This window comes from Streptomyces sp. NPDC006197, from assembly GCF_040613865.1.
Taxonomy (GTDB): Bacteria; Actinomycetota; Actinomycetes; order Streptomycetales; family Streptomycetaceae; genus Streptomyces.
In genome coordinates this window covers 1-14,629 of sequence record NZ_JBEXSZ010000185.1, presented here as the reverse complement: position 1 = coordinate 14,629, position 14,629 = coordinate 1, and the positions used below count along the sequence as shown (strand labels likewise).

The 14,629-nt window shown below is 72.0% G+C and carries 13 protein-coding genes and 1 pseudogene; 12 read left to right on the top strand and 2 right to left on the bottom strand.

What is annotated here, in order from left to right; translation table 11 throughout:
* Positions 1–110: 110 nt before the first annotated feature.
* Entirely contained in the window at positions 111–1,130 is a 1,020-nt protein-coding gene (locus tag ABZ318_RS35515; RefSeq protein WP_356906552.1) for a LacI family DNA-binding transcriptional regulator, read from the bottom strand.
* A 159-nt stretch (positions 1,131–1,289) separates the two neighbouring features.
* Between ABZ318_RS35515 and ABZ318_RS35510 the strand changes: the two genes are divergently transcribed.
* The 12 genes from ABZ318_RS35510 to ABZ318_RS35455 all read left to right on the top strand — a co-directional run bounded on the left by ABZ318_RS35510 (position 1,290) and on the right by ABZ318_RS35455 (position 14,217).
* On the top strand, positions 1,290–2,570 hold the full coding sequence (locus tag ABZ318_RS35510; RefSeq protein ID WP_356906551.1) for an MFS transporter: 1,281 nt from the start codon (positions 1,290–1,292) through the stop codon (positions 2,568–2,570).
* A gap of 69 nt (positions 2,571–2,639) precedes the next feature.
* Positions 2,640–4,001: a Pup--protein ligase gene (gene pafA / locus ABZ318_RS35505; RefSeq protein ID WP_030691901.1), complete on the top strand. Its 1,362-nt coding sequence runs from the start codon at positions 2,640–2,642 to the stop codon at positions 3,999–4,001.
* 117 nt (positions 4,002–4,118) lie between these two features.
* The gene (locus ABZ318_RS35500) at positions 4,119–5,060 is read left to right on the top strand and encodes an FKBP-type peptidyl-prolyl cis-trans isomerase (RefSeq protein WP_356906550.1); all 942 of its coding nucleotides are present in this window, start codon (positions 4,119–4,121) and stop codon (positions 5,058–5,060) included.
* Between the two features lie 58 nt (positions 5,061–5,118).
* Positions 5,119–5,493 (top strand): FKBP-type peptidyl-prolyl cis-trans isomerase, encoded by a 375-nt coding sequence (locus tag ABZ318_RS35495; RefSeq protein WP_356906549.1) that lies wholly within the window; start codon positions 5,119–5,121, stop codon positions 5,491–5,493.
* A 131-nt stretch (positions 5,494–5,624) separates the two neighbouring features.
* Positions 5,625–6,581 carry a WYL domain-containing protein gene (locus tag ABZ318_RS35490; RefSeq protein ID WP_356906548.1) on the top strand — a complete coding sequence of 319 codons (957 nt, stop codon included), beginning with the start codon at positions 5,625–5,627 and terminating at the stop codon, positions 6,579–6,581.
* 16 nt (positions 6,582–6,597) lie between these two features.
* Entirely contained in the window at positions 6,598–7,551 is a 954-nt protein-coding gene (locus ABZ318_RS35485) for a WYL domain-containing protein (RefSeq protein ID WP_356906547.1), read from the top strand.
* 89 nt (positions 7,552–7,640) lie between these two features.
* Positions 7,641–7,904: a hypothetical protein gene (locus tag ABZ318_RS35480; RefSeq protein ID WP_123450571.1), complete on the top strand. Its 264-nt coding sequence runs from the start codon at positions 7,641–7,643 to the stop codon at positions 7,902–7,904.
* 35 nt (positions 7,905–7,939) lie between these two features.
* On the top strand, positions 7,940–8,137 hold the full coding sequence (locus tag ABZ318_RS35475; protein WP_356906546.1) for a hypothetical protein: 198 nt from the start codon (positions 7,940–7,942) through the stop codon (positions 8,135–8,137).
* A 185-nt stretch (positions 8,138–8,322) separates the two neighbouring features.
* A complete protein-coding gene (tatA, locus tag ABZ318_RS35470) occupies positions 8,323–8,610 on the top strand; it encodes a Sec-independent protein translocase subunit TatA (protein WP_030691908.1) in 288 nt (95 codons plus the stop codon).
* A gap of 105 nt (positions 8,611–8,715) precedes the next feature.
* Positions 8,716–9,618, top strand: coding sequence for a twin-arginine translocase subunit TatC (gene tatC / locus ABZ318_RS35465; protein ID WP_356906553.1), 903 nt, complete (start codon positions 8,716–8,718; stop codon positions 9,616–9,618).
* 158 nt (positions 9,619–9,776) lie between these two features.
* Complete coding sequence (locus ABZ318_RS35460) at positions 9,777–12,605, top strand: DEAD/DEAH box helicase (RefSeq protein ID WP_356906545.1); 2,829 nt, start codon at positions 9,777–9,779, stop codon at positions 12,603–12,605.
* 304 nt (positions 12,606–12,909) lie between these two features.
* Positions 12,910–14,217, top strand: coding sequence for a cytochrome P450 (locus ABZ318_RS35455; protein ID WP_356906544.1), 1,308 nt, complete (start codon positions 12,910–12,912; stop codon positions 14,215–14,217).
* Here ABZ318_RS35455 and ABZ318_RS35450 read toward each other — a convergent pair.
* A pseudogene (locus ABZ318_RS35450) lies at positions 14,165–14,431 on the bottom strand (ADP-ribosylglycohydrolase family protein); the annotation flags it as partial. The gene ABZ318_RS35455 and the pseudogene ABZ318_RS35450 sit on opposite strands and share 53 nt — an antisense overlap.
* Positions 14,432–14,629 lie beyond the last annotated feature (198 nt).

The following is a 14,629-nucleotide window of genomic DNA, read 5'->3' as shown; positions in this document are numbered from 1 at the left end:
CACTACTCCCCGTTCTTCCTATCTGGCGGCGGTGCCTCGGGTTTTGTCGGCGGCTCGGCCCGGGGGGCCCGGGGCCGGGGCGGACCGGGGCCCCTCCGGCGTTTCCGGGCTCAGGCGGCCGGTGCGGGGCCGGTGGAGCCGCGCCGGACGAGGGCCACGGGCAGGGTGACGGGCGGGGCCGGTTCGCCCGCGAGGACGGCGAGGAGCGCCTCCATGCCCCGTCGGCCGAACTCCTCGGCGGGGAGCCGGACGGTGGTGAGCTCGGGTTCCACGGCGGTGGCGAGGGCCAGGTCGTCGAAGCCGGTGATCGACAGGTCCTCGGGGACGCGCAGTCCCAGTCGGCGGGCGACCTTGAGGACGCCGACCGCCAGGATGTCGTCGTCGCAGATCACCGCGGTGGGCCGGGGGCCGGGGGCGCCGAGCGCACGGTGGGCGGCCTCCCGGGCGTCGGCGACGTTCAGCGGGGACCGTGCGGTGCGCAGTTCCGTGCCGCGCAGGGCGTCGGCGAGGGCGGCCGCGCGGACGTCGAAGGTCCAGGAGGGGACCGCGGACGCCAGGTGCAGGAAGCGGCGGTGGCCCAGTTCGAGCAGGTGGTCGGTCACCCGCCGCATGCCGTCGGCGACGTCGAGGTTGAGGTGCGCGGAGGCGCCGGGGTCGGACGGGTCGCTGTCGAGCATGACGAGGGGCAGGTCGGTGCCCCGGAGGGCCTTGAGGGCGTCGGCGGCCATGGAGGAGGCGATGACGCCGTCCAGGGCGGCCTGGGCCGAGGCGAAGGGGTCGCGGGCGGGGCCGACGCCGTCGGGGGAGGGGTAGAGGACGACGCCGAAGCCGTGTCGTGCCGCGGCGAGGGCCGCGCCGGTGTGGACGTGGGCGAAGAACTCGTTCGTGAGGGCGGGGACGACGAGCATGGCGGTGCGGGTCCGGCCGAGACGCAGGTTGCGGGCGGCGAGGTTGGGCCGGTAGCCCAGCCCGTGGGCGGCGAGGCGGACCGTCTCGGCGGTGCGCTCGGAGACCCGGCCGCGCCACTTCTCGCCGAGCACCAGGGAGACGGTGGCCTGGGAGACGCCCGCGGCCCGGGCCACGTCCCTACTGGTCGGGCGGGCGCCGCCGGAGGGCTCGGGGGACTGCACGGGTGGCCTCCGCGTGGGACGGTGGTCGGGGGGCGGGGCGCGGGCGGGCCCGCGTCATGGAGGGCGCGGGGTGGACCCGCGTCACGGCGACATGGTACGTATGACTCTGGACGTTATACGTAAAACCTCGGTGTGGTTCCGAGGTGACGGGAGAGTGACATGGCCACCGAGGCCCCCGCGCACGGCGGCTATCTCGACATACTCCGGGCGCCCCACGCCGCCCGGCTCCTCGCCGGAACCCTCGTCGGGCGCCTGCCCAACGGCACCGGCCCCATCGCCATGACCCTGTTCGTCCGGGACCAGGGCGGCAGCTACACCCTGGCCGGCGGGCTGATCGCGGCCTACGGGTTCTCCAACGCCATCGGGCAGCCGCTCCTCGGCCGCGCCGTCGACCTCAAGGGCCAGCCCCGCGTCCAGCTGCCCGCCGCCGTCCTCTCGGCGCTCGGCATGGCCCTGTTCGCCCTCACCGGCATCGGCCACCTGGCCCTCGCCTACGCCGCCGTCGTGGTCGCCGGGCTCTTCACCCCGCCCCTCGAAGGCGGCCTGCGCGCCCTCTGGCCGAGCGTCCTCGGCCGCGAGGACCGGGTCCACCGGGCGTACGCCCTGGACGCCGTCGCGCAGGAGGTCATGTTCACCGTGGGCCCGCTCCTGGTGACGCTCCTGGTCGCCCTCCGGTCGCCCGCCGCCGCCCTCCTCGTCATCAACGTCCTGGGCATCCTCGGCGCCCTCGCCGTCGTCCTCTCCGAGCCCTCCCGCACCTGGCGCTCCGCCCCCCGCGAGGCCCACTGGCTGGGGGCCCTGCGCTCGCCCGGGCTCCTCGCCCTCCTCGGCTCGTTCTTCTTCGTCGGCCTCGCCCTCGGCTCCATCACGGTCGCCGCCGTGGCCTACGCCGACGACCGGGGCACGCCGTCCGTGTACGGCTGGCTGATGGCCGCCCTCGGCCTCGGCGCGCTGGCCGGCGGCGTCCTCTACGGCGCCCGGCGGTGGACCGGGGCGCCCGAGCGGCGGCTGCGGGTCCTCGTGGCCCTCCTGGCGCTCTGCTACCTGCCGCTCATGCTCGTCCCCGGCCCCGTCGCCATGACCGGCCTCTCGGTGCTCTCCGGGGTCTTCCTCGCCCCCGTCCTCGCCTGCGCCTTCATCGTGGTCGACCGGCACGCCCCCCGCGGCACGGTCACCGAGGCCTTCTCCTGGCTCGTCACCACCTTCGGCGTCGGCGCGGCCCTGGGCTCCGCCGTCGCGGGACCGGCGGTCGAACTGGCCGGAACGGTGGCCGGGTTCGCCGTGGCCGGCGCGGGCGGCCTCGTCGCGCTGCTCGTCCTGCTCGCCACCGGCCGTGTCCTCGCCGTCCCCGACACGCCCGGCGGCGCCGGTGCCGGCGCACGACACGCCGACGGAGAGGGGGCTTCCGCCGCCGTGCACGCCGAAAAGAACACGCACTGATCGGAAAATGATCGAAACGGGGACGTCCAACCCGGTTTCAGCGCACGCCGTCAGGCGTAATGTTCAGACATGGACCGCCGCATTTTCGGGCTGGAGAACGAGTACGGCGTCACGTGCACGTTCAGGGGACAGCGCCGACTGTCTCCTGACGAAGTGGCGCGCTACCTCTTCCGCCGTGTCGTGTCATGGGGCCGCAGCAGCAATGTCTTCCTGCGGAACGGCGCCCGCCTGTACCTGGACGTGGGTTCGCATCCGGAATACGCCACACCGGAATGCGACAACGTGACCGAACTGGTCACCCACGACAAGGCGGGCGAGCGCATTCTCGAGGGCCTGCTCGTCGACGCCGAACGCCGCCTGCACGAGGAGGGAATCGCGGGCGACGTCTACCTCTTCAAGAACAACACCGACTCGGCCGGAAACTCCTACGGCTGCCACGAGAACTATCTCGTCGCCCGTCACGGGGAGTTCTCCCGGCTCGCGGACATCCTCATTCCCTTCCTCGTGACGCGGCAGCTCATCTGCGGCGCGGGAAAGGTCCTCCAGACCCCGCGCGGCGCGGTCTACTGCGTCTCCCAGCGCGCCGAGCACATCTGGGAGGGCGTCAGCTCCGCCACCACCCGCTCGCGCCCCATCATCAACACCCGGGACGAGCCGCACGCCGACGCCGAGCGCTACCGCCGGCTGCACGTCATCGTCGGCGACTCCAACATGTCCGAGACGACCATGCTGCTCAAGGTCGGCGCCACCGACCTGGTGCTCCGCATGATCGAGGCGGGCACGGTGATGCGCGACCTGACCCTGGAGAACCCCATCCGGGCCATCCGCGAGGTCAGCCACGACATCACCGGACAGCGCAAGGTCCGCCTCGCCAGCGGCCGCGAGGCCTCCGCCCTGGAGGTCCAGCGCGAGTACTACGAGAAGGCCGTGGACTTCGTCGACCGCCGGGGCATCCGCGCCGGCACGGTCGCCCAGGTCCTGGAGCTGTGGGGCCGTACGCTCGACGCGATCGAGAGCGAGCAGCTCGACCGGATCGAGACCGAGATCGACTGGGTCATGAAGTACAAGCTCATCGAGCGGTACCGGGCCAAGCACAACATGACCATGTCGAACCCGAGGGTCGCGCAGATAGACCTCGCCTACCACGACATCCACCGTCGTCGCGGGCTGTACTACCTGCTCCAGAAGAACGGCCAGGCGGCCCGGATCTGCAACGACCTGAAGATCTTCGAGGGCAAGTCGGTGCCCCCGCAGACCACTCGGGCCCGGTTGCGCGGCGATTTCATCCGCCGCGCGCAGGAGCAGCGGCGGGACTTCACCGTCGACTGGGTCCACCTCAAGCTCAACGACCAGGCGCAGCGCACGGTGTTGTGCAAGGACCCGTTCCGCTCCGTCGACGACCGGGTGGAAAAGCTGATCGCCGGAATGTAGGCAGGTCGTATCGACCCGCGGGGCCCCGCACGTTCGGCGTGCGGGGCCCCCGACGTGACAGGAGGAACGCCTAGAGTGTCGGCACCACTACCGTGCCGTCTGAGATCTGAGGAACACGTGCGCCGACTTGCCGGCCTTCTCGTCGTCCCGCTGCTGCTGCTCTCCACAGCGGCCTGCGGCAGCGACGACAAGGGCTCCGATTCCGCCTCGATGAAGAACGGACTGCCCGCCATCACCGCGGGTGAGAAGTTCGGGGAGAAGCCGACCCTCTCCAAGGGCGAGGGCGACCCGCCCAAGGAACTGAAGATCAACGTCATCAGCGAGGGCAAGGGCGCGGTGACGAAGAAGGGCGACGCGATCCAGGTGAACTACCTGGGCCAGGCCTGGGACTCCACCACCCCCTTCGACAACAGCTTCGACCGCGGCCAGCCGTTCAGCCTGACGCTCGGCGAGGGCAAGGTCATCAAGGGCTGGGACCAGGGCCTGGAGGGCCAGAAGGTCGGCAGCCGCATCGAGATCGGCATCCCGCCGGCGCTCGGCTACGGCGAGGCCGGCTCGCCGCCGAGCATCAAGCCCAACGCCACCCTCGTCTTCGTCGTGGACATCCTGAAGTCCGTGACGATCCCGAAGTCCGCCACGGGCACCGAGGTCGCCCAGGAGAACAAGGACCTGCCGAAGGTCGGCACGAACACCGACGGCAAGGCCCCCTCGCTGACGGTCCCGAAGGCCGACCCGCCGACCAAGCTCGTCTCGAACTACGTGCTCGAGTCCAAGGGCGAGGCCGTCAAGGCCACCGACACGATCGTCGTGAACTACGTCGCCGCCCTGTGGAAGGACGGCAAGGTCTTCGACTCGACCTACACCACGGGCAAGCCCCAGAACTTCCCGCTCGCGCAGCTGACGCTGAAGGGCCTCAAGGACGGTCTCGTCGGCAAGAAGGTCGGCAGCCGCGTCCTGATCGTCGCCCCGCCGTCGGAGGCGTTCGGCGACAAGGAGCAGCAGGGCATCCCGAAGAACTCCACGCTGGTCTTCGCGGTGGACATCCTGACGAAGATGTAAGACTGTCCCGTTCGCGCGGATCGTCATCGCGCAGTTCATCGGTTTGAGGAGCAGTTCAGTGAGCATCGAGAAGCCCGAGATCGACTTCCCGGGTGGCGAGCCGCCGAAGGACCTGGAGATCAGGGACATCTGGGAGGGCGACGGCGAGGTCGCCAAGGCCGGCCACTTCGCGAAGGTCCACTACGTGGGTGTGGCCTTCTCCACCGGCGAGGAGTTCGACGCCTCCTGGAACCGCGGCACGCCGCTCGAGTTCAAGCTCGGCGCCGGCCAGGTCATCTCCGGCTGGGACCAGGGCATCCAGGGCATGAAGGTCGGCGGCCGCCGCCAGCTGACCATCCCCGCCCACCTCGCCTACGGCGACCGCGGCGCCGGCAGCGCGATCGCCCCGGGCGAGACGCTGATCTTCGTCTGCGACCTCGTGGCCGTGAAGTAACACCGACCTGGTCAGGTCGTTCCGGGGCCCCCGCCGTCCATGGCGGGGGCCCTCGGCTTTGGTCCCGACACCCCGGGGCGGTACGGTCGGACGTCCGAGAAGTGGAACCGGCGGAAGGGTGCGGGGCGTCGATGGCGATTGCCAAGTCCGAGCGGCTGATGAATCTCGCGCTGTGTCTGCTCGGGACGCGCCGTCCGCTGAGCAAGCGGGAGCTCCGCGGCTCCATCGAGGCCTACCTCGAAGCGAGCAGCGACGAGGCCTTCAACCGCATGTTCGAGCGGGACAAGGACGACCTCCGCGAGCTCGGCCTGGTCATCGAGACCGTCGAGAACCTGGAGGGCGAGACCGGCTACCTCGCCCGCCGCGACTCCAACCGGCTGCCGCCGATCACCCTGGACGCCGAGGAGGCCGCCGCGCTCGGCCTCGCCGCCAAGGTGTGGCAGCAGGCCCGCCTCGCCGGAGCCGCCAGCGGCGCCCTCCAGAAGCTCCGCGCCGCCGGCATGCCCGAGGCCGAGGACTCGTACGAGACCCAGCCCAGCGCCCTCGAACCGCGCATCCCGGTCCACGAGGCCGCCTTCGAGCCGCTCATGCTGGCCTGCCGCGACCGCCGGCCCGTCGTCTTCGACTACCGCAAGGCCAACGCCGCCCGCCCCGAGACCCGCCACGTCGAGCCCTGGACCCTGGAGTGCTGGCGCGGTCACTGGTACCTGGCCGGCTGGGACCGCGACCGCGGCGCCGAGCGCGTCTTCCGGCTCTCCCGCATCACCGGCAGGGTCCGCTCCCGCGCCGGCGCCTTCACCGCGCCCGTCCCCGACGTCGTGACCGTCCGGGAGACCGTCGAGAGCTGGGCCGGCGAGACCGCCACCCGCTCCGCCCGGATCCGGCTCCGCGCCGGCTGCGGCTACCCGCTGCGGGCCCGCGCCCAGGCCGTGACCGAGGGCGGCGACGGCTGGGACGAGCTGGAGATCCCGTACGGGCACGGGCTCGACGCCTGGCTCGTCGAGTTCGGCCCCGACGTGGTCGTACTGGAGCCCGCCGATCTGCGGGCCGATGTGGTGGAGCGGCTGCGCGCCGTGGCCAAGGGCTGAGGGGGAGACGTACCGCATGGCTGCCAACGCGATCGACCAGACGAGGCGGATGCTCTCGCTCGTCACCTATCTCCGCGAGCGTCCCGGCGCCCACGTCGCCGACGTGGCGCGCGCCTTCGGGATCACCGAGGACGAGCTGATCTCCGACCTGGACGTGCTGCCCATGTGCGGCACCAGCTTCCGGGGCGGCGACCTCCTGGACATCGACACCGACGGCGACCGGATCTGGTGGCACAACCCCGACGACGTCGCGGAGCCGCTGCGGCTCGCCGCCGACGAGGCCACCGCGCTGCTCGTCGCCGCCCGGGCCGTCGCCACCCTGCCGGGGCTCCGCGAGAGCGACCGGGACGCCCTCCTGCGCGCCACCGCCAAGCTGGAGGCGGCGGCCGGCGAGGCCGCCGGGGCCAGCGCCCGGCTCTCGGTGACCTTCGAGTCCGAGGGCGGGGTCTTCGCCGAGGTCGACCGGGCGATCTCGGAGCGCAAGCGGCTGTGGGTGCGGTACTACTCGCCCGCGCGCGACGAGCTCACCGAGCGCGAGGTCGACCCGATCCGGCTCTTCGCCGTCGGCCACACCTACATGGAGGCGTGGTGCCGGCTCTCCGAGGCGCGCCGCACCTTCCGGCTCGACCGGGTCGTGGAGATCCGGATCCTCGACGAGCACGCGGCGCCGCCGGAGCTGGAGCTGCGCGACCTCTCCGAGGGCCTGGTGCATCCGTCCGCCGACGACCCGGAGGTCGTGGTCGAGGTGGGGCCCGGCGGGCGCTGGGTCGCCGAGTACTACCCGCACGACCGGGCCGAGGAGCTGCCGGACGGCGGACTGCGGATCACGCTGCGGACGCCGGACCCGGCCTCGCTGCGCAGGCTGGCGCTGCGGCTCGGCAGCGACGGGCGGATCGTCGCGCCGGCGGAGCTGGCCGACAGCGCGAGGACGGCGGCGGCCGCCGCGCTCGCCGCGTACGAGGGTGTGTGAGTTCGCCGGTCACAGGGGTGTCCGCGAGGGCGTGTGACGTTCCCCGCCCTCGGGACGCTGTTACTGACGTGATGCCAGAGTCGAGAGAGATGAGGGAGATGTCCGTGATGCACGGTTTTGCGGCGTCCATGGCCCCGGTCCTCTTCAAGGCCGCCTGCCCCGACTGCCGCTCGCGCTTCGAACTCTCCGCGAGCGCCCTGCGCCTCGCCATCGGGGCGAGCCGCCGCACCACCTTCTACTCCTTCACCTGCCCCGAGTGCGGCAGCTCCGTCCGCAAGCCCGCGGGCGAGCGCATCGTCGAACTCCTCACCGGCGGCGGCGTCCGCACCCTGCGCCTCCACACCACCGTCTGAACGCCCCGCGCCCGCCCAAGGTCTAGGCTCAGCACATGTTCTGGCCCATGCTCGCCATCGCCCTCGGCTTCCTCGGCATCGCCGTCCTCGGCGTCCTCGCCGTCAAGGTGTTCCTGGAGGTCCAGCGCCTCGGCCGTCAAGTGGCCCACACCACAGACCGGATCCAGCAGGCCGCCGAAGAGCTCGAAACCGCCGCCGTCGGCCTCGCCCGAACCGGTGAGACACTCCGCTGAATCCGCGCCCCGCGCCGCGGGAAGCGGCCCCGGTCGCAGTCGGCGGGGCGCAATCGGGAGTACGCAGGGGCATTGCCCTGCGTTTACTCCTGCGGGTTACGATCGCAGGCAGCGCGGTGGCCGGACGCCTGTCCGACCCGCCGGGCACGTACTCCCTGTCGCCTCGGTGAAGAAGGTAAACAGCTATGGGTAGGCTCGGCCCCACCGAGATCATTCTCATCCTCGTCGTCGTCATCCTCCTGTTCGGTGCCAAGAAGCTCCCGGACATGGCGCGCTCGCTGGGCAAGTCGGCCCGCATCCTCAAGAGCGAGGCCAAGGCGATGAAGGCGGACGACCAGCAGAGCGCCCCCGCCGACCCCCCGCACGCCGGAACCGGCACGCAGGAGCCCGCCCCGCGCACCATCCAGGCCGCTCCCGGCGACGTGACCAGCGCGCGTCCCGTGACCGAGCCCTCGGACACCACCAAGCGCTGACCCGGTCCGCCGCGGCCGCCGCACCGGGCGGCGGCCTGCCGCACGAGATGAGGACGTGGGTTGCCCAAGTCTGCCCGCAAGCAGGAGAAGGACCCCGAGGGCCGGATGCCCCTCGTGGAGCACCTGCGTGAACTCCGCAACCGACTGGCGAAGGGTCTCCTCGCCATCGCAGCGGTGACGATCGTGGCCCTCGTGTACAGCGAGGACCTCATGCAGTTCCTGACGAGATCGGTGCCCACCTGCGCACCGGACGTCACCAGTAACGGCGGCAACTGCGCGATCGTCTCCTTCAACACGCTGATGGCCCCCTTCAGCACGACGATCCAGCTGTCCCTGACGGCGGGCCTCGTCGTCGCCAGCCCCGTCTGGCTCTACCAGCTGTGGGCCTTCGTCGCGCCCGGCCTGCACAAGAACGAGAAGAAGTACACGTACGCGTTCGTGGGCGCGGCCGTGCCGCTGTTCGCCGCCGGCGCCTACCTGGCGTACCTCATCCTCCCCATCAGCGTGAAGGTCCTCATCAGCCTCACGCCCGAGGGATCCGCGAACATCCTCTCGCTCGGCGACGTCCTCGACTTCACCCTGCGCATGGTGCTCGTCTTCGGCCTCGCTTTCGAGCTCCCGCTCGTCCTGGTGATGCTCAACCTCACCGGCGTCCTCTCCGGCCGCCGCATGGCCGGCTGGTGGCGCGGCGTGATCATGGGCGTCTTCGTCTTCGGCGCCGTCATCACCCCGACCACCGACCCCGTGGGCATGCTCGCCCTCGCCGGACCCATCACCGTCCTGTACTTCGGGGCCGTCGGGTTCTCCCTCCTCAACGACCGCCGGCGCCGGCGCGCCAACCCGGACGCCGAGCTCGACGACGACGAGGCCTCCTCGCTCGACCTCACCCCCGAGGCCGTCGGGGCCGTCGAGCCCGTGGGCGCGGCCCGCGCCCTGCCCGAGCAGGCCACCGGGGAGCACGGCGGCGCGGGTGCGCACCGGCTCAACGGTTACGACGACATCACCTGATCCCGCAGGGTCCCCCGGGCTCCGTCCGGGGGACCCCCATGACCGGCGACCCCACCCTCTTCGTCGATCCCCCCCCGCACCCCCGGAGCCGAGTCCTCCGCATCCCCTCGTTAAAGATCGCGTCACTGTCACAGGGGGCGGGTAGGCTCGACAACAAGATGACAGAGGACCTCACACCAGCCGAGGCGTACGCGGCCGCCCGCGCCCGCAACGCCGAGCGGCGCACCGCACTGGCGCCCTTCCGCGAGCTGTACGACTTCGATCTGGACCCCTTCCAGATCGAGGCCTGCCAGGCTCTCGAAGCGGGAAAGGGCGTGCTCGTCGCCGCGCCCACGGGCTCCGGCAAGACCATCGTGGGCGAGTTCGCCGTCCACCTCGCCCTCACCCAGGGCCGCAAGTGCTTCTACACGACCCCCATCAAGGCGCTGTCGAACCAGAAGTACGCCGACCTCGTCAAGCGGTACGGCCCCGACAAGGTCGGCCTGCTCACCGGCGACAACAGCGTGAACGGCGACGCCCCGATCGTCGTCATGACCACCGAAGTCCTCCGCAACATGCTCTACGCGGGGTCCCAGGCCCTCTCCGGCCTCGGATACGTCGTGATGGACGAGGTCCACTACCTCTCCGACCGCTTCCGCGGCGCCGTCTGGGAGGAAGTGATCATCCACCTCCCCGAGTCCGTCACCCTCGTCTCGCTCTCCGCGACCGTGTCCAACGCCGAGGAGTTCGGCGACTGGCTCGACACCGTCCGCGGCGACACCGAGGTCATCGTCTCGGAGAGCCGACCCGTCCCCCTCTGGCAGCACGTCCTCGCCGGACGCCGGATGTACGACCTCTTCGAGGAGGAGACCGACCACGGCGGCCGCGGCGCGTCCCGGCGCGAGGTCAACCCCGACCTCCTCCGCCTCGCCCGCACCGAGAACACGCGCACGTACAACCCGCGCGACCGGCGGCGCGGCAAGATGGTCCGCGAGGCCGACCGCGAGCGCGAGCGCCGCCAGCGCTCCCGGATCTGGACGCCCGGCCGGCCCGAGGTCATCGAGCGCCTCGACGCCGAGGGCCTCCTGCCCGCGATCACCTTCATCTTCAGCCGCGCCGGCTGCGAGGCCGCCGTCCAGCAGTGCCTCTACGCCGGCCTGAGGCTCAACGACGACGAGGGGCGGCAGCGCGTCCGCGAGATCGTCGAGGCGCGCACGGCCGCCATCCCCGGCGAGGACCTGCACGTCCTCGGGTACTACGAGTGGCTCGAAGCCCTGGAGCGGGGCATCGCCGCCCACCACGCCGGCATGCTCCCGACCTTCAAGGAGGTCGTCGAGGAGCTCTTCGTCCGCGGCCTCGTCAAGGCGGTCTTCGCCACCGAGACCCTCGCCCTCGGCATCAACATGCCCGCGCGTTCCGTCGTCCTCGAGAAGCTCGTCAAGTGGAACGGCGAGCAGCACGCGGACATCACCCCCGGCGAGTACACCCAGCTCACCGGCCGCGCCGGCCGTCGCGGCATCGACGTCGAGGGCCATGCCGTCGTGCTCTGGCAGCGCGGACTCGACCCCGACCACCTCGCCGGACTCGCGGGCACGCGCACGTACCCCCTGCGCTCCAGCTTCAAGCCCTCGTACAACATGGCGGTCAACCTCGTCGACCAGTTCGGCCGGCACCGTTCGCGCGAGCTGCTCGAGACGTCCTTCGCCCAGTTCCAGGCCGACCGCTCCGTCGTGGGCATCTCGCGCCAGGTCCAGCGGAACGAGGAGGGGCTCCAGGGCTACCGCGAGGGCATGACCTGCCACCTCGGGGACTTCGAGGAGTACGCGCGGCTCCGCCGTGACCTCAAGGACCGCGAGACCGAGCTGGCCCGGCAGGGCGCCGCCCAGCGCCGGGCCCAGGCCGCCAGCTCCCTGGAGAAGCTCAAGCCCGGCGACGTCATCCACGTCCCCACCGGCAAGTTCGCCGGCCTCGCCCTCGTCCTCGACCCCGGCATCCCGGCCGGCCGCACCAACGGCCACCGCGGCTTCGAGCACCACGACGGGCCGCGCCCCCTCGTCCTCACCGCCGAGCGGCAGGTCAAGAGGCTCGCCTCCATCGACTTCCCGGTCCCGGTCGAGGCGCTGGAGCGCATGAGGATCCCCAAGTCCTTCAACCCGCGCTCCCCGCAGTCCCGCCGCGACCTCGCCTCCGCCCTGCGGAGCAAGGCCGGGCACATCAACCCCGAGCGCCACCACCGGCAGCGCTCCGCCGCTGCCGACGACCGCGAGATCGCCCGGCTGCGCACCGCCATCCGCGCGCACCCCTGCCACGGCTGCGACGAGCGCGAGGACCACGCCCGCTGGGCCGAGCGCTACCACCGCCTCCAGCGCGACACCCAGCAGCTGGAGCGGCGCATCGAGGGGCGCACCAACACCATCGCCCGCACCTTCGACCGGATCGTCGCGCTCCTCACCGAGCTCGACTACCTGCGCGGCGACGAGGTCACGGACAACGGCAAGCGGCTCGCCCGGCTCTACGGCGAGCTCGACCTGCTGGCGAGCGAATGCCTCCGCGACCGCGTCTGGGAGGGCCTCAGCCCGGCCGAACTCGCCGCCTGCGTCTCGGCGCTGGTGTTCGAGGCGCGGCAGGCCGACGACGCCGTCGCGCCCAAGCTGCCCACGGGCAACGCGAAGGCGGCGCTCGGCGAGATGGTCCGGATCTGGGGCCGGCTGGACGCCCTCGAAGAGGAGTTCAGGATCAACCAGGCGGAGGGGGTCGGACAGCGCGAGCCCGACCTCGGCTTCGCCTGGGCCGCCTACCAGTGGGCCTCCGACAAGAGCCTCGACGAGGTGCTCCGCGAGGCGGAGATGCCCGCGGGCGACTTCGTCCGCTGGTGCAAGCAGGTGATCGACGTCCTCGGGCAGATCGCCGCGGCGGCGCCCAAGGAGAACAGCACGGTCGCCAAGAACGCCCGCAAGGCCGTGGACGCGCTGCTGCGCGGGGTCGTCGCCTACAGCTCGGTGGGCTGACGGTCCCCCTTCCCTCCCTTCGGGGCGAGTGCCCGTGGCGATCGCGCCACGGGCACTCGCCCGTTCCCGGACGCCCGGCCGGCGTTGTCCACAGGCGGCCGTCCACAGGGGTGGCGCGTGCAGGGCCCTTCCGCTTGCATGGACTCGCAAGCAGGAAAGGTCAGTTGGGGAGGGGACGCACATGACCACGCGAGCCGGTCATCCGCATGCCGGGACACGGGACGAGGGACGGTCGACGGAGGAGGGGGAGGCAGGGGGTGCGGCTTCGGCAGCCGCTCCGGTTGTGGTCGAGGGGCCGCCGGGTATGCCCTTCCTCGGGAACCTGCCCGCCTTCGGCAAGAACCCGCTCGCCTTTTTCGAGGAGCTCCGGAGCCGTGGCGACTTCGTCCGCTGGCGCTTCGGCGGCAAGCCCTCGCTCTTCGTCGCGCATCCCGACGCGGTCGGCGAGCTCCTCACCGAGGTCGAGCGCACCTTCGACCAGCCCGACCTCGGCATCGCCTTCCGGACGCTCCTCGGCAACGGCGTCATCGTCTCCAAGGGCGCGGACTGGCGGCGCAAGCGGTCCCTGGTGCAGCCCTCCGTCCGCCCCAAGCAGGTCCGTTCCTACGCGGCGACGATGAGCGAGTGCGCCGTCGCCCTCGCCGACCGGTGGAGCGACGGACAGCGGGTCGACGTCAAGAAGGAGATGGCCGCCCTCACCCAACTCGTCGCCGTCCGCACCATCTTCGGCGTCGACACGGCAGCCGACGCCGAAGCCATCGGCCGGGCCATGGACATCGCGCAGAAGGAGATCGGGGCCGAGTTCAGCGGCATCGGAGCGGTCCTGCCCGACTGGGTCCCCACCCCTGGACGCGCCCGGATCAAGCGCGCCACCGCCGTCATCGACGCGGAGGTCTCCCGCGTCGTGTCCCAGCACCGCGACGGCGGGACCGAGCGCCCCGATCTGCTCAGCCGCCTGCTCGCCGCCCGGGACGAGACCGGTGCGTCCCTCTCCGACCAGGAGATCCGGGACGAGACCGTCACCCTCTACATCGGCGGTCACGAGACCACGAGTTCCACCCTCGTCTGGGCCTGGTACCTGCTCTCCCGCAACCCCCGGGTCCGCGAGGCCCTCACGGAGGAACTCGACCGGGTCCTCGCCGACCACGAGCCCGGCCATGACGACTACGCCTCCCTGCCGTACACCCAGGCGGTCATCAAGGAGACCCTCCGGTTGTACCCCACGATCTGGCTGATCACCGGCCTGGCCAAGGAGGGCGCCACCCTCGGCGGCATGCCCGTGCCCGTCGGCACCCGCGTCTGGTCCAGCCAGTGGGCGACCCACCGCGACCCCCGCTGGTACGGCGACGCCGAGGCCTTCCGCCCCGAGCGGTGGATCGACCGGGACGGCGAACCCGCCGAGGAGATACCCGAGTACGCCTGGTTCCCCTTCGGCGGCGGCCCCCGCGTCTGCCTCGGCACCCGCTTCGCCCTCGTCGAAGCGGTCCTCGTCCTCGCGGTCCTGGCACGCCGCTACCACCTGGACGTCGCGGCGGACGAGATCCTCCCGGTCCCGAGCCTCACCCTCCAGCCGGACCGCGACGTCCTGGCCACGGTCCACGCCCGGAACTGAGGCCGGCGGGCCGGGCCCGGTGGGGACAGCGCTCCGTGGCGAGGGCTCTGGCCAGGTCCCGTAGGTTCTCGGCGCGCAGGACCCGGCCGCCGAAACCGGGGAGCGGGACGTGGAGGAGGGTGGTCCAGCGGGCGGGAATGGCATCGGGGCCGTACACCGCGCCCGCGAGGGTGCCCGTCACAGCGGCCACCGTGTCGGTGTCGCCGCCCACCTCACCCCGTTGTGGGCAGTCGCTTCCGCCGGGGCAGTGCCCACCCCTCGCGCCCCCGTTGTGGGCAACTGTTCCGCCGGGGCGGCGCCCACCCCCCCCGTTGTGGGCAATCGTTCCGCTGGGGCGGAACGGGTGGGCACAACGGAACGGCGCCCTTGTCGCGACCTCGCCGCGCAGCCCCTCGCTCAGGCCGAGCACCTC

Bases quoted from the DNA above. Each gene is read 5' to 3' on its own strand.
- tatA (WP_030691908.1), top strand. From the start codon at position 8,323: ATGGGTAGGCTCGGCCCCACCGAGATCATTCTCATCCTCGTCGTCGTC.
- ABZ318_RS35455 (WP_356906544.1), top strand. From the start codon at position 12,910: ATGCCCTTCCTCGGGAACCTGCCCGCCTTCGGCAAGAACCCGCTCGCC.
- ABZ318_RS35510 (WP_356906551.1), top strand. From the start codon at position 1,290: ATGGCCACCGAGGCCCCCGCGCACGGCGGCTATCTCGACATACTCCGG.
- ABZ318_RS35460 (WP_356906545.1), top strand. From the start codon at position 9,777: ATGACAGAGGACCTCACACCAGCCGAGGCGTACGCGGCCGCCCGCGCC.
- tatC (WP_356906553.1), top strand. From the start codon at position 8,716: ATGCCCCTCGTGGAGCACCTGCGTGAACTCCGCAACCGACTGGCGAAG.
- pafA (WP_030691901.1), top strand. From the start codon at position 2,640: ATGGACCGCCGCATTTTCGGGCTGGAGAACGAGTACGGCGTCACGTGC.
- ABZ318_RS35485 (WP_356906547.1), top strand. From the start codon at position 6,598: ATGGCTGCCAACGCGATCGACCAGACGAGGCGGATGCTCTCGCTCGTC.
- ABZ318_RS35480 (WP_123450571.1), top strand. From the start codon at position 7,641: ATGAGGGAGATGTCCGTGATGCACGGTTTTGCGGCGTCCATGGCCCCG.
- ABZ318_RS35490 (WP_356906548.1), top strand. From the start codon at position 5,625: ATGGCGATTGCCAAGTCCGAGCGGCTGATGAATCTCGCGCTGTGTCTG.
- ABZ318_RS35475 (WP_356906546.1), top strand. From the start codon at position 7,940: ATGTTCTGGCCCATGCTCGCCATCGCCCTCGGCTTCCTCGGCATCGCC.